Origin of the sequence: Rathayibacter festucae DSM 15932 (assembly GCF_004011135.1) — a bacterium.
GTDB lineage: Bacteria > Actinomycetota > Actinomycetes > Actinomycetales > Microbacteriaceae > Rathayibacter > Rathayibacter festucae.
Genome location: NZ_CP028137.1, coordinates 478,727 through 492,851, shown reverse-complemented (window position 1 = coordinate 492,851; position 14,125 = coordinate 478,727). Strand labels below are relative to the sequence as shown.

Sequence of the window (14,125 nt, the reverse complement as noted above, 5' to 3'; positions counted from 1 at the left end):
CGCCGGGCGGGCTGCGGCGCGCGGTGGGGTCGGGCGCGGGTGCGCGGCGGGGCGGGGGCGCGCAGGGTACGCGACGCGCGGCGGGGCGGGGCGGCTACTGCGCGGGGACGACGGTGGACTGGAACCAGGCGATGGTCCGCGCCAGTCCGACCTCGAGGGGAACGGTCGGCTGCCAGCCGAGGATCTCGCGAGCCTTCGTGATGTCGGGCTTGCGGCGCTCCGGGTCGTCGATCGGGCGCGGCTCGTAGTGGATCTCCGAGTCGCTGCCGATGATCGCGACGATGCGGCGGGCGATCTCGCCCAGCTCCAGCTCGTCGACGCTGCCCAGGTTGATCGGACCCGAGTCCGTGGAATCGGCCATCCGGAGGATCCCGTCGACGAGATCGTCGACGTAGAGCAGCGAGCGGGTCTGGGTGCCGTCGCCGTGCATCGGGATCGAGGTGCCGGCCAGCGCCGCCTTCACGAACGCCGGGACGGCGCGGCCGTCGTCGATGTCCATGTTCGGGCCGTAGGTGTTGAAGATGCGCACGACGCCGGTGTCGACGTCGAAGTAGCGGCGGTACGCGAACGTGATCGCCTCCGCGTAGCGCTTCGCCTCGTCGTAGACGCTGCGCGGCCCGTTCGGGTTGACGTTGCCCCAGTACTCCTCGTGCTGCGGGTGCACGTGCGGGTCGCCGTAGACCTCCGAGGTGGAGGACACGACGAAGCGGGCGCCGTCGCGCTTGGCGACCTCGAGCAGCGCCTCGGTCACGGTCGAGCCCGCGTGCAGCGTCTCGATCGGGTGGGCGAGGTACCGCGGGGGCGACGCCGGGGAGGCGAAGTGCAGGACCACGTCGAAGCGCCCGGGGACGGCGAGGGCGTTCGCGGCGTCGTCCTGGACGAAGGTGAAGCGCTCGTGTCCGCGGAGGGACTCGAGGTTGGCGGTCGAGCCGGTGATCAGGTCGTCGAGCACGACGACCTCGTCGCCCCGGCGGAGGATCTCGACCGCGAGGTTCGAGCCGAGGAAGCCCGCCCCGCCGGCCAGGAGGAAGCGACGCGTTGCGGGCACGGCTGCCTTTCTTCAGAAGAGGAGTGGAAGTCCCCCGTCAGGCGGACAGTCTGAGAGGTTAGCACGGGCTGGATCCGGTTATCGGGGGGCTCCACAGAGGCAGAGGCGGTCGCGCAGCTGGTGTACTAGATTCTGTCCGGCTGCGATTCGGCGGCTCAGGCCTCCGAGGAGCAGACCATGACGACCGAGGACCTGCTCCCTCCCCGCACCGGCTCCCGGTCGAAGTGGTGGACCTCCGCACGGGTGATGTCGACGGTATTCTGGTGCCTCGCTGCCGCTGGTCTCGTCCTTCGCATCGCCTTCATCCTCAGCCCTGCTCATGTGCTCGATTCCGATCATGCTGTCGTATATCTGATGTCGAAGCACTTCTCCGAAGGAGAGTTCTCCGCCTTCTTCTGGGGTCAGTCGTACGGCGGTACCCTCCTCCAGGCGACGGCTGGCATGATGATGCTTGTCTTCGGCGCGCACATCGAGGTGCTCGCAACGGTGTCGTCGCTCTGGTTCCTGGCGGCGGCGGTCCTGCTCCGCGTGATCGCGCAGCGACTCGCCGGTCCGGTCGCGGGTTTGACAGCGGGGCTGTTGTTCTGGTTCCCCGGGGTGGTCCTCCTGCAGGTCTCGACCAGGGACCCGGGCTTCTACGGACCGAGCATCGTGGTCGCGCTCGGCGTGATCGCGATCGCCACCGGGTCGCTCCACCGCCCGCTCCTCTCGTGGTTCGGCGCGGGCGCGCTCAGCGGCCTCGCACTGTGGTCTTCGCCGATGAGCGTCGCCCTCGCCGCTCCGGCCGTCCTCGCGATGGTGATACGGGACGTCCGGAGGCCGCTGCACTGGTTGCTCGGCATCGGGACGGCCGTCATCGCCGGGTCACCGTGGCTCTTCGAGGCGGCGCGCAGCTCGAGTGCGACTGCACCGCTCGGCGCCGGCACGAGCGACTGGGAACCGACGATCGACAGTGTCACGGCCCTCTTCCACGACATGCTCCCCGTCGCCTTCGAGGTGGCCCCCGGCGAACCAACGGACTCCGTCGTCGGTTGGGTGGGCGTCTGCCTGATCGCCGGACTCGTCGTCCTCGGCGCCGCGTTCCGACGGCTCGCTCCAGTGCTGGTCGGCAGCGGCACGGTCCTGGTCTGCGCCGTCCTGGTTCTCGGGGCCGGAGTAGACCTTCGCTACGACTCGGTGCGCTACAGCGTCTTCCTGATGCCCGCCTTCGCGCTGGCAGCCGCCTGGTCCCTGTCCCGGGTGCGCCCTCTGGCCCTGGCCGTCGTGCTCGTTGCTTCGGCGCTGACCTTCTCGGGAGTCTGGGACCGGTCGGACGGCTTCCGGCAAAACACCGCCGACCGCTTCGACAGTGGTTACCGAGCCGTCGTCGACCTGCTCGGGAGCCGCGGGGTGGAGCACGCCTGGGGTGACTACTGGCTCAGCTACGCCATGACAGCGTCGACGAACGAGGACGTCACCGTCGCCGCACTCGTCGTCCGCCGCTACCCGGAGTACGACGCTCTCGCGCAAGGCGAGGGACCTCCTGTGATCATCGTCACCACCGGCGACTACAACGATCAGGAGCTGCGCACGTCGACGCTGCTGCCCTCGCACGAGCGGGTCGTGCTCGGCCGCTACACCGTGTACTTCTACGAGCAGCCCTTCAGCGTGACGTCGCAGGTCTGGGGTTTGTTCTGACTCGGGCGCTGTCGCGGGAGCTGCGGGGCTCCTCCGCCGTCACCGACCTCGGCGCGGTCGTCCGCTGACCATGGTCAGCGGACGACCGGGAAGACCAGCCAGCGCCCCGAGGAGGACTGCGCCGTCGGCGTGAGCGCCCCGCTCACCGCGACGACGTCGTCCTCCCAGGCGCCCTCGCGACCGACGTACGCGGCGGTGTCGACGGAGACGGCGCACGCCCCGCTCGCCCGCACGGCCTCGGCGAACTCGGCGGGCGTCCCGAGGTCGTCGAAGACCTCGTAGCCCTCGGTGCCGCCGACCGAGCCGTAGCTCCAGGCGAGGTCCTCGCCCTCGGTCCGCAGATACGGGAGGGCGGGGTCGTAGTCGCCCATGCTCCCGATCGCCCCGCTGTCGGGGAAGCTCTTGATCGGCAGCTGCACCACTCCGCAGCCGTCCGGCAGTGCGGCGTCGGTCTCGGCGACGAGCGCGGAGACCTCGGCGTCGTCGGTCGGCGCGATCGGCACCATCCGCGCGACGCCCGCGAGCTGATCGAGAGCGGCGACGCCGACGATCACGACGGCCGCCGCGATGCGCAGTCCGCGCCGGGTGATCCGGCCGAGGGCGATCGCGACCGCACCGAGCCCGAGCAGGATGATCACGATCGACAGCCGCGACCACGCGCGGATCGTGGGATCGAGGAACAGCGCGACCGCCATGCCGAAGCCCGCGATGACGAAGAAGGCGAGCGTCCAGAGCGCCGCGATCGCGAGGACTCGCAGCCGCTCGTCCGAGAGGAGCCGGCCGACGGCGGTGAGGCGGAGCGCCCGTCCGCCGACGGCACCGGTCAGCGGCAGCGCCAGCAGCAGGAGGCACAGGCCGGCGATCGCGAGCACGGGCATGCCGGGCGGCTCGGTCGTGACGGCGACGGCGGTCCCCGTCGAGTAGAGGTTCGTCAGGGCGCCGATCTTGGGCAGCTCGGTGCCCTGCCAGGGCAGGAAGAGCGAGAGCAGCTTGCCGGCGAAGATCTCCGACTCCCCCACTCCGCGGCTCTGGAAGTACGCCGTCGTGCGCTCGCCCCAGTCGCTGCCGAGGACGGCGATCTCGATCCCGACGAAGATCCCGAGGACGGCCAGCGGCAGCCCCCGGCCGAGGACCTCGCGCAGCGGCACCCGGCTGGCGAGACCGGCGAGTGCGCACAGCGCCCACACCCCGCCGAGCACGAGCACGCTGAAGACGTAGTAGTAGCCGCTGCTCGACGCGATGAGGGCGGGGAGGACGAGGACCGGCACGGCGCCGCGCAGCAGCCGCGCACGAGGCGTCGCCCCGCGCGCCCGCCAGGCGCGGAACGGGTCGGTCCGATCGCCGGCGGCGACGAGGACCAGGATTCCGAGGAGGGGGATCGCCCAGTACGCGGCGAGGAACGGGTGCCCGTAGCCGACCCGCAGGAAGTGGTAGGGGGCGAGGCTGAAGACGGCGGCCAGGAGCGCCGACGCCCAGACCGGGGAGCGCAGGCACCGGAAGAAGGCGTAGCCGGTCAGGGCGGTGGAGGCGAAGGTCAGCAGGGTGAAGACGTTGAGCAGCACGAAGCCGTCGCGGACGACGAGGCTCAGCACTCCGGCCGTCACCGCGGCGGCGACGTCGAACTGCGCGGTGAAGAAGGCGTTGAAGCCGTCCGGGAATCCCAGGGCCCCGTTCTCGGTGAAGGGGAACGCCTGCGTCGCGCTGCGGAAGAGCAGGTAGTGCAGCGTCTGGTCACCGCCGCCCACCTGCCAGCGCTGCGTCATCGCCGCCGGCGTCACGCCCAGCGCGACGACCGCGGCGAGCACGCTCGCGCCGGCGGCGGCGAGCGCCGCGCCGAGCTCGACGAGGAGGCGCCGGCGCGTCGCGCCGCTGCCGCCCCGAGCCGCGGAAGCGGGACGCGCCCGCTGCTCAGAGGCCACGCTCGGCCTCCGCCGTCTCGATGCCGCGCCGGACGATCGTGTTCAGGGTCGACTCGCCCGCGGTCCCGGCGTAGTCGTAGACGTCGAAGGTCGGGCAGGCGGTGACCGAGGCGGGCTCGCCGAGCGTGCCGAGCGCGAGGGCCGCCCAGTCCGGGTCCCGATCGGCGAGCACGTAGCTGAACGTCTTCGACCGGTACTCCGCCGCGTTGTTCATCCAGAGCTGCGGCGTGAAGTCGAAGTTGACCTGCTGGACGTCGACGGACGGATCGGCGTAGAGCGCCAGCGGCCGGGTGGTCCAGAACGAGCCGACCCCGGCGAGGTCGCGACCGTCGAGCCACTGCTCGAGGCACGCGCGCTCCGGGGTGGAGCCGGCCTGCGCGGCCGCGCTGCGGATCGGACCGGCCGCGAGGACGGCGCCCACCGCGGCGACGAGCACGACGAGGGCGGCCGCTGCGGTGAGCACGGGCCGGGGCAGCCGCAGCCGGCGCAGCAGGCCCGCCCCCGGCAGACCGGGCGGGACCCAGTCCTGGAGGGCGGGCAGCACCATCAGGGCGGGGAAGACCGCCAGCGGCAGCAGGTAGCGGCTGACCAGGCTGCCGGTGACGATCTGGCCGAGCACCAGGGACGCCGAGGCGACCAGGACGAACACGGCGAGGACGACGCTCGAGTCGGCCACGGCCCAGGGCGTCTCCGGCCGGACCTGGGTCGCCACCGCGACGACGAGCGTGAGCACGGCCGCGAGCAGGAGCAGGGCGACGACGAGGATCTCGACCTTCCCGAGCCGGGTGGAGCCGACGTCGCGCACCTGCAGGAGGAAGCCGTCGACCGCGGAGCCCGCCCGCTCGAGGTGGAGGTAGGTGGCCGCGTCGACGGCGACGAAGCGCGCGAAGGCCCCTCGGGCGGCGTAGCCGATGCCCGCGCCGGCGACGAGCACGGCGGAGATCAGCAGCGCTGGGCGCCAGGCCATCCGCCGGAGCACCAGGACGGCCAGCAGGGAGACGACGGCCGGCGCCGTGAACTGCAGGGCGAACAGCGGATTGGCGAGGGTGGTCGCCGCCGAGACGACCGCGGCCCCGATCAGAGCGAGTGCGGTGCGCCGCGCGGTCGGCGGGCGGGCGGGGTCGAAGCCGCCGCTCGCCTCCGCCATCAGGGCGAGCGTCAGGACCGCGGAGAGAGCGACTCCCGAGTAGTAGGTCGTCAGGAGGATGCCGCTCGCGAACGCTCCCGCGTTGATCAGGCCGCGGCCCTCGGTCGCAGCGAGCAGGAGCACCACGGCGGTCGCCGCGACCGCGGCGCCGATCCGCCAGGCGCGGGGTCGCCCGGCCAGGACGCGCCCCGCCAGCCAGCGCACCGCGAGGTGCAGGACCGCCACGTTGACGAAGGCGTTCGCGATGAGCGCGCCGACCGCCGACCCGCCGGCCAGCGCGAGGCTCACCAGGTAGAGCGGGAGCTCCGGGAACAGGAGGAGCTGGCTCGTCATCACCCACTCGAACGGCTCGCCCTCGGCGACCGACCGCACCAGGAGTGGGAGGGCGAGCGAGTCGCCGTCCGACAGCAGGTACTGCCACCACGGCGTCGCCGACAGCCGGCCGAGCACGAGCGCCGTCCCGGCGAGGACGAGCAGCAGGCCGGCGGCCTCGAGGAGGACGGCCCGGCGGCGGGAGGGAGCGGAGACGACCGCCGTCATCGAGACCCGTCCCGCCCGAGGCGGATCCGGAGCACGAGGAGGAGGCTCCGCAGCAGGGTGTTGCCGGGGATCTTCGAGGTCCCCTCCGTGCGGTCGAGGAAGACGATGGGGATCTCGCGCACCCGCCGGGCGGCGGTGAGCGCTCGGTGCTTCAGTGCGATCTGGAACCCGTAGCCGGTGGCGTCGACGGTCTCGAAGTGGATCCGCTCGAGCAGCTCGCGGCTGAACAGGTTGAAGCCGCCGGTCCAGTCGGTCAGGCGGGAGCCGAGGATCGCCCGGGCGTAGATGTTGCCGCCCCGGCTGAGGATCTTCCGGTCGAGCGTCCAGTCCGGGGTGCCGCCGCCGGGGATGTAGCGCGACGCGACGACGAGGTCGGCGCCCGCGCGCACCTCGCGGAGGAAGTCGGCGAGGTACTTCGGGTCGTGCGAGAGGTCGGCGTCCATCTGCAGGATGCAGTCCGGGGCGTCGTCGGCCTCGAGGATCCGCTCGAACGCCCAGAGGTAGGCCGCGCCGAGACCCTCCTTCGTCGTGCGGTCCAGCACCTGCACCGAGAACGACGGGGTCTCGAGCTCGGGGGCCAGGGCACGCGCCTTCTCGGCCGTCCCGTCCGGCGACGAATCGTCCACGACGACCGAGCGGACGACGACGTCGGTCTCGCGGGCCACAGCGGCGGCGACCCGGCGCAGCAGCTCGGCGATGTTGTCCGCTTCGTTGTACGTGGGGGTGACGATGGTGAGCGAGAGCATGCGGTTCCGATTCGGGCGGGGACGTGGACGGTCCGCCGGGGCGGAGGCGGTGGAACAGTATCAGCGTGCACCATGTCGTCCTGTGTGAGAGGAAGCAGGACGTCGCGTCGCCGTTCTCAGGTTCAGTTCCCCCGATGGAGGGTTCCAGTACAGATCGGCCGCGTACTCTCGCCCTCATCGCTCCCGCCCGGGTCGCGAGGACCCCGAGGAGCACCGTGTCGCGTCAGCCGAGTCCGTCTGCGGGGAGAGCGGCGCGCCTGCTGGAATCGCAGAAGGTGCGCTTCCTCGTCGCCGGCTCGCTCAACACGGCGCTCGACTTCCTCATCCTCAACGCGCTCGCGCTGCTGGTCGGCCTGCCGACCCTGGTCGCGAACGTCGCCTCGGTGACCATCGGGATCTCGATCTCCTACTTCCTCAACCACTTCTTCGTCTTCCGGCACCCGGACCGGCCGACCGTGCGCACCTTCGCGCAGTTCTTCCTGGTCACCGGCTTCAGCTCGCTCGTGCTCCAGTCGCTGATCATCTACGGCTTCGAGGTCTTCTTCGACACCCGGTTCGGCACCTCGCTCCTCTTCCTGCCCAGCGCGGGCGAGAAGGCCTTCCTCGCGATCAACGTCGCGAAGGCGGTCGCGGTGATGGTCGGCCTGGTCTGGAACTTCTGCCTCTACAAGTTCGTCGTGTTCCGTGCGCCGTCCGCGGCGATCGCCCCCGAGCTGGGCGAGGTCGTGGACGAGGTGGAGTCCGCCGCGCGCTGAGCGCCGGAGCCCCGCTCGGGGCCCGTGCTAGCCTCGTCGAGTTCTTCCGACGGTGCCCCCGCCCGTCGACGCCGCTCCCCCGGAGGCTCTCATCGCCCGCTCGACGTTGCCCATCGCGGTCGTCGTCGTCACCCACTTCTCGGGTGAGGTCCTCCGCGCCTGCCTCGAGTCGATCCCGGAGGCGACCGAGCACGACGTGCGCGTCGTCGTCGTCGACAACGCGACCACTGACGACTCCGTCCGCCGCGTCGTGGAGCGCCGCCCCGAGGTGCTCTTCCACGAGACCGGTGAGAACCTCGGCTACGGCAGGGCGATCAACTACGCCGTCGACCGCCTCGGCCCCGAGATCGAGTGGATCCTGGTGACGAACCCGGACACGGTCTTCCTGCCCGGCTCGATCGACGCGCTCTACGCGGCGGCGACCGCCGATCCCGGGATCGGCTCGATCGGCCCGCGCATCCTGGACTCGGACGGCACGGTCTACCCCTCGGCCCGCGCACTGCCCTCGCTCGGCACGGGCGTCGGCCACGCGCTGCTCGCGCACGTCTGGCCGGGCAACCCCTGGTCCCGCCGGTACCGCCGCTCCCGCGCGGTCGAGACGATGCAGCACGGCAGCATGACGGCCGGCTGGCTGTCGGGCGCCTGCGTGATGGTGCGGCGCACCGCGTTCGAGCAGATCGGCGGCTTCGACGAGCGCTACTTCATGTACTTCGAGGACGTGCAGCTCGGCGACTCGCTCGGGCAGCGCGGCTGGTCGAACGTCTACCTCGCCGACGCGGTCGTGTCGCACTTGGGCGGGCACTCGACGCGACTGGCCTCGGCGCGGATGCTCGCGGTGCACCACCGCAGCGCGTACCTCTACCTCGCGCAGAAGTACGACGCCTGGTACCAGGCCCCCGTCCGCCTGGCGGTCCGCCTCGGCCTCGGTGTCCGCGTCGCGCTGATGCGCCTCCGGCCCAGCCGCTGACGCCGGGGTGCCCCCTCTGCTGACGGCGGTGGATCTCGATACGCCCGCTCCGCGGGCTACTCGATCAGCATGAAACGCACGCTGGTCGAGTAGCCGCGCAGCGGCGTATCGAGACCCCGCCGCCGTCAATGCATGCTGGTCGAGTAGCCGCGCAGCGGCGTATCGAGACCCCGCCGTCAGCACCTGCTGGTCGAGTAGCCGCGACGCGGCGCATCGAGACCCCGCCGTCAGCACCTGCTGGTCGAGCAGCCGCGGAGCGGCGCATCGAGACCCGCCGCGTCAGCGACCGAGCTCGAGCAGCCGCTGCAGGTAGGCGCCGTAGCCGCTCTTCACCAGCGGCGCGGCGAGCTCGGCCAGCGCCGCGTCGTCGATCCAGCCGTGGCGCCAGGCGATCTCCTCGATGCAGCCGATCTTGAAGCCCTGGCGCTGCTCGATCACGCGGACGAACTCCGTCGCCTCGATCATCGAGTCGAAGGTCCCGGTGTCGAGCCAGGCCGTGCCGCGGTCCAGCACCTGCACGTTCAGGGTGCCGGCCTCGAGGTAGCGCTCGTTGACCGTCGAGATCTCGAGCTCGCCGCGGGCGGAGGGCTCGATCGTCTTCGCGATGCCGACGACGGAGTTGTCGTAGAAGTACAGTCCCGGCACGGCGTAGTTGCTCTTGGGCTTCGCCGGCTTCTCCTCGATGGAGAGCGCGTGGAACGCGTCGTCGAACTCGACGACGCCGTACGCCCGCGGATCCGCCACCTGGTAGGCGAAGATCACTGCGCCCTCGATCTCGGTGTTGGCCGCGAGCGCCGTGCCGAGCGCCGTGCCGTGGAAGATGTTGTCGCCGAGCACCAGCGCGACGGAGTCGTCGCCGATGAACTCCTCGCCGATCAGGAAGGCCTGCGCGAGCCCGTCGGGCGACTCCTGCACCGCGTAGGAGAGGGTCATGCCCAGGCTCGAGCCGTCGCCGAGCAGGGCGCGGAACTGGTCGTTGTACTCGGGGGTCGTGATGATCAGGACCTCGTCGATCCCGGCCATCATCAGCGTCGACAGCGGGTAGTAGACCATCGGCTTGTCGTAGATCGGCATCAGCTGCTTCGAGATGCCCTTGGTGATCGGCCAGAGCCGCGAGCCGGAGCCGCCGGCGAGGATGATGCCCTTCACGAGTGCGCTCCGTCCAGCTGGGCGTAGAGCGCCTTCGCCTCGGCCCAGGTGGGCAGGATGCCCGCTGCTTCGGCCTCGGCCAGGGTCGGCGCGTCGGTGTCCTTCGGCGAGAGCAGCGGCTCGCCCGCCTCCGCCGGGAAGCGCAGGCCGATCCGCTCGTCGAGCGGGTCGATGCCCTTCTCGCGGATCGGGTCGTAGGTCGAGGAGACGAGGTAGGAGACGACCGCCCCCTCCGTCAGCGCGACGAACGCGTGGGCGAGGCCCTCGGCGAGATAGACCGAGCGGCGGTCGACGTCGTCGAGCAGCACCGAGTCCCACTGCCCGAAGGTCGGCGAGCCGACGCGCACGTCGATGATGTAGTCGAGCACCGCCCCGGAGAAGCAGGAGACGTACTTGGCCTGCGACGGCGGGATCTGCGCGAAGTGGATGCCGCGGACGGTGCCGCGCTTGGAGACCGAGGTGTTGCCCTGCTGCAGCGACAGCGGGTGCCCGACCTTCTCGGCGAGGCGGTCGAAGCGGTAGAACTCGTAGAACACCCCCCGGTCGTCGGGGAACTGCCGCGGTGTGACCTCGTAGGCGTCGGGGATCTCGAGCTCTCTGATCTGCACGGTCACGAGTGTACTGAGCGCTCGGCGGCCCGCCGACGCCGCGGTGGACCGTCGCCGCCGGTGCGCCGGGGTCCGCGCGTCGGAGGCCTCCGGCATGATGAGACGGTGACCTTCCTCCTCACGGGCGCCTCCGGCATGCTCGGCACCGACCTCCGCTCCTCCCTCGGCGATCGCGCCGTCACGGCGCTCGGCCGCGCCGACCTCGACGTGACCGACCTCGACGCCGTCCGCGCCGCCGTCGCCGGCCACGACGCGGTGCTCAACTGCGCGGCCTACACCCGGGTCGACGACGCGGAGAGCGACGAGGAGGAGGCCCGCCGCGTCAACGCCCTCGGCGCGCAGAACCTCGCGATCGCCACCGCCGAGATCGGCGCCGCGATCGTCCAGGTCTCGACGGACTACGTCTTCGACGGCTCGGCCACCAGCCCCTACGCCGAGTCGCACCCCCGCGGCCCGATCTCCGCGTACGGCCGCACCAAGGCCGAGGGAGAGGAGCTCGTGCTCGCCGCGAACCCCGAACGGGGCTACGTCGTCCGGACGGCCTGGCTCTACGGCGCGCACGGCGGCAACTTCGCCAAGACGATGGTCCGGCTCGCCGGCGCGCACCCCACCCTCACCGTCGTCGACGACCAGCGCGGCCAGCCCACCTGGACGGGCGATCTCGCCGACCGGCTGATCGCGCTCGTCGACGCCGCGGCTCCGGCCGGGATCTACCACGGCACGAACGCCGGCGAGACGACCTGGTTCGGCTTCGCCCGCGCCGTGTTCGAGAAGGCCGGGCTCGACCCCGAGCGGATCCGCCCGACGGACAGCGGCAGCTTCGTCCGCCCGGCCCCGCGGCCCGCCTACTCGGTCCTCGGTCACGACGCTTGGGCCGCCGCCGGTCTCGCGCCGATGCGCTCCTGGCAGGACGCGCTGGCCGCCGCTCCGCTCGAGGCGGTGACACCGTGACAACCACGCTCCGGGTGGTCGTCGACCAGATGCTCGCCCGCGTCCCCGGCGGCATCGGCCGCTACACCGAGGAGCTCACCCGCGAGCTGATCCGCACCGCCCCGCGCGACTGCGAGGTCGAGGCCGTCTTCTCCGCGCATCCGCCGGAGAAGGAGGAGGATCTGCGGCTGCGACTGCCCGGGCTCGCTCGCCCGCACCGCCTGCACCTGGGCCGCCGCGAGCTCTCCCGCGCCTGGCAGTACGGCATCGGCATCCCCTCGGGCGGCGGCATGATGCACGCCCCGAGCCTGTTCGCTCCGCTGCGCAGTCACGAGGGCCGCGAGGGCGAGCAGATCGCCGTCACGATCCACGACACGGTGCCGTGGACGCACCCCGAGACGCTCACCCCGCACGGCGCCAAGTGGCACCGCGCGATGGCGAAGCGCGCGCAGAAGTTCGCCGACGCGGTCGTCGTCCCGACGCACGCAGTAGCGCAGCAGCTCTCCCAGGTCCTCGACTTCGGCGACCGGATCCGCGTCATCGGCGGTGCGGTCGGCTCGGGGCTCGTCCTGCCCGACGACGCCGACGAGCGCGCGGCGGCCCTCGGGCTGCCGGCCGAGTACGTCCTCAGCGTCGGCACGCTCGAGCCGCGCAAGGGCCTGGTCTCGCTGATCGCGGCGTTCGGCGAGGCGTCGGCCCCGGAGCTCCCGCTCCTGATCGTCGGGCCGACCGGCTGGGGCGAGCTCGACATCGCCTCCGTCGCGGACGAGCAGGGCCTCGGCGAGGACCGGGTGCGCGCGCTCGGCGTCCTCAGCGACACCGATCTCGCGCTCGTACTCAGCCGCGCTACCCTCTTCGTCTACCCGAGCATCGCCGAGGGCTTCGGCCTGCCGGTGCTCGAGGCGATGCACTTCGGCGTGCCGGTCGTGCACTCGGACGACCCGGCGCTGCTCGAGGTCGCGGCCGACGCCGGCGTCGCCGTCGAGCGCGGCGATGCGAAGCACTACCCGGAGCGGCTCGCCCTCGCGATGAGCAGCGTGCTCTCCGACACCGGACTGCGCGAGCGCCTCTCGGTCGCCGGCCGCGACCGCTCCCGCGCCTTCAGCTGGCGCGACTCCGCCGAGCGCGTCTGGGCCCTGCACGCGGACCTCTGAGACCCGCGGTCTGCAGACCCGTCGCCTGAGCGGTGGATCTCGATACGCCCGCTCCGCGCGCTGCTCGATCAGCATGAAGGAGACCCGCGCCCGCCGGGACGGCGGTCCCCGGGACCCCGGCGCTACTGCGCCGTGTCGTCCGGGAAGAGGCCCTGGTGCACGAGGGAGCGGACCACGTCGTAGTCCGGATCGCGGTCGACCTCGACGACGGGCGGGATCAGCTCGACGACGCCGATCGGCTGGGCCTTCGTCTTGAGCCCGAGCTGGACGAAGTAGCCGAGCATCCCCTGCGGGACGTCGGTCTTGATCACCTGGGAGCCGGCGGCGGCGACGTCCTGGAACTTCGAGAGCACGTTGGCCGGCTCGAACTGCTCGAGCAGCGCGGTCTGCACCTGGCGCTGCCGCGCCATCCGGTCGTAGTCGCTCGTCGTGTAGCGCGAGCGGGCGTAGGCGAGCGCCTGCTCGCCGTTGAAGTGCCAGGGCCCGGGGTCGATCCACTGGTTGACGCCCTGCATCACGCCGTCGGAGTCGGGGAGCCCGCCGAGCGGCAGGGGCTCGGTGCCCTGGTAGTCGATGTCGATGCCGCCGAGCGAGTCGATCAGCTGGGCGAAGCCCTCCATGTCGATCAGCGCGTAGTACTGGATCGGGATGCCGAGCATGCCCTCGACCGCGTCGCGGGTCGCCTCGATGCCGGGCTCGCTGCCCTCCGCGACCGCGTCCGGGTAGAGCTCGGGGTGCTTCAGCTCGACCTCGGTGTAGATCGAGTTGAGCTTGCAGACGTCGACCGCGCAGTTCTTCTCCGTGTAGCCGTCCGGGTACAGCTCGTGCATCGGGCTGTCCTCGGGGAACGGGATGTTGATGAACTCGCGGGAGACGCCGATCGTGGTCGCGGCGCCGGTAGACGCGTCGATGCTGACGACCGAGATGCTGTCCGGGCGCAGGCCGTCGCGGTCCTCGCCGGCGTCGCCGCCCAGCAGCATGATGTTGTAGCGGCCGTCGATCGGCGCCTCCATCGCCCCGCCGCCGAAGATCGAGGACAGCGTGCCGCGGGTGATCCCGATCAGGTAGGTGCCGTAGGCGGTCGAGCCGACCGAGACGGCCATCAGCGCGATCGTCGCGAAGGCGAGCACGGCCCGCATCCTCGGCCGCGCGCGCACCAGCCGGATCAGCCGGAGAGTGTCCAGGGTGAGCACGAGCCAGACCACGCCGTAGACGACCAGGGCCGCCTGCAGAGCGAGCATCGACAGGTCGAAGGTCGCGAGCGTGTAGAGGCCGGTCGGGAAGACGAAGTAGAGGAGGACGGCGACGAGCAGCGCCGTCCAGAGCGCCAGGGTGAAGCCGAGGCCGAGCCGGCCGAGGCGGCGGTTGCCGGCGAGCACCTGCGCGGAGCCGGGGACGAGCAGGTTGCCGATCAGCAGCCACCAGGCGCGCCGGGTCATGAAGGAGCTCGAGCGGACGTCCGGGTGCCGCAGCGGCAGCGTCATC

12 protein-coding genes are annotated in these 14,125 nt (G+C 71.7%); 5 read left to right on the top strand and 7 right to left on the bottom strand.

What is annotated here, in order from left to right; genetic code table 11:
* Positions 1 to 94: 94 nt before the first annotated feature.
* Complete coding sequence (locus tag C1I64_RS02385; RefSeq protein ID WP_127886086.1) at positions 95 to 1,048, bottom strand: NAD-dependent epimerase/dehydratase family protein; 954 nt, start codon at positions 1,046 to 1,048, stop codon at positions 95 to 97.
* Positions 1,049 to 1,402: 354 nt separating this feature from the next.
* Between C1I64_RS02385 and C1I64_RS02380 the strand changes: the two genes are divergently transcribed.
* Positions 1,403 to 2,725: a hypothetical protein gene (locus C1I64_RS02380; RefSeq protein WP_127886085.1), complete on the top strand. Its 1,323-nt coding sequence runs from the start codon at positions 1,403 to 1,405 to the stop codon at positions 2,723 to 2,725.
* A 74-nt stretch (positions 2,726 to 2,799) separates the two neighbouring features.
* On the opposite strand, the gene C1I64_RS02375 is transcribed toward C1I64_RS02380, so the two are convergent.
* The 3 genes from C1I64_RS02375 to C1I64_RS02365 are packed head-to-tail and all read right to left on the bottom strand — an operon-like array spanning position 2,800 to position 7,077.
* Positions 2,800 to 4,644 (bottom strand): hypothetical protein, encoded by a 1,845-nt coding sequence (locus C1I64_RS02375; protein WP_127886084.1) that lies wholly within the window; start codon positions 4,642 to 4,644, stop codon positions 2,800 to 2,802.
* Positions 4,634 to 6,331 carry a hypothetical protein gene (locus tag C1I64_RS19950; RefSeq protein ID WP_164874421.1) on the bottom strand — a complete coding sequence of 566 codons (1,698 nt, stop codon included), beginning with the start codon at positions 6,329 to 6,331 and terminating at the stop codon, positions 4,634 to 4,636. Before C1I64_RS19950 ends, C1I64_RS02375 begins: the two co-directional genes overlap by 11 nt.
* Entirely contained in the window at positions 6,328 to 7,077 is a 750-nt protein-coding gene (locus tag C1I64_RS02365) for a polyprenol monophosphomannose synthase (RefSeq protein WP_123702619.1), read from the bottom strand. Before C1I64_RS02365 ends, C1I64_RS19950 begins: the two co-directional genes overlap by 4 nt.
* Before the next feature lie 275 nt (positions 7,078 to 7,352).
* Here C1I64_RS02365 and C1I64_RS02360 point away from each other — a divergent pair, with 275 nt between their 5' ends.
* Together C1I64_RS02360 and C1I64_RS02355 are read left to right on the top strand one after the other, a co-directional pair.
* Complete coding sequence (locus C1I64_RS02360; RefSeq protein WP_244209382.1) at positions 7,353 to 7,832, top strand: GtrA family protein; 480 nt, start codon at positions 7,353 to 7,355, stop codon at positions 7,830 to 7,832.
* Between the two features lie 52 nt (positions 7,833 to 7,884).
* Complete coding sequence (locus C1I64_RS02355) at positions 7,885 to 8,799, top strand: glycosyltransferase family 2 protein (RefSeq protein WP_244209381.1); 915 nt, start codon at positions 7,885 to 7,887, stop codon at positions 8,797 to 8,799.
* 279 nt (positions 8,800 to 9,078) lie between these two features.
* Here the strand turns inward: C1I64_RS02355 and rfbA are convergent, their stop codons facing one another.
* Positions 9,079 to 9,948 carry a glucose-1-phosphate thymidylyltransferase RfbA gene (gene rfbA / locus C1I64_RS02350; RefSeq protein WP_123702615.1) on the bottom strand — a complete coding sequence of 290 codons (870 nt, stop codon included), beginning with the start codon at positions 9,946 to 9,948 and terminating at the stop codon, positions 9,079 to 9,081.
* Complete coding sequence (locus tag C1I64_RS02345; protein ID WP_127886082.1) at positions 9,945 to 10,556, bottom strand: dTDP-4-dehydrorhamnose 3,5-epimerase family protein; 612 nt, start codon at positions 10,554 to 10,556, stop codon at positions 9,945 to 9,947. The genes rfbA and C1I64_RS02345 overlap by 4 nt, the downstream gene beginning before the upstream one ends.
* Before the next feature lie 105 nt (positions 10,557 to 10,661).
* On the opposite strand from C1I64_RS02345, the gene rfbD reads away from it, so the two are divergent.
* The gene (rfbD, locus tag C1I64_RS02340) at positions 10,662 to 11,507 is read left to right on the top strand and encodes a dTDP-4-dehydrorhamnose reductase (RefSeq protein ID WP_123702613.1); all 846 of its coding nucleotides are present in this window, start codon (positions 10,662 to 10,664) and stop codon (positions 11,505 to 11,507) included.
* Positions 11,504 to 12,640 (top strand): glycosyltransferase family 4 protein, encoded by a 1,137-nt coding sequence (locus C1I64_RS02335; protein ID WP_244209380.1) that lies wholly within the window; start codon positions 11,504 to 11,506, stop codon positions 12,638 to 12,640. Before rfbD ends, C1I64_RS02335 begins: the two co-directional genes overlap by 4 nt.
* A gap of 122 nt (positions 12,641 to 12,762) precedes the next feature.
* Here C1I64_RS02335 and C1I64_RS02330 read toward each other — a convergent pair whose 3' ends face one another.
* Positions 12,763 to 14,124, bottom strand: coding sequence for an LCP family protein (locus C1I64_RS02330; protein WP_127888423.1), 1,362 nt, complete (start codon positions 14,122 to 14,124; stop codon positions 12,763 to 12,765).
* Position 14,125 lies beyond the last annotated feature (1 nt).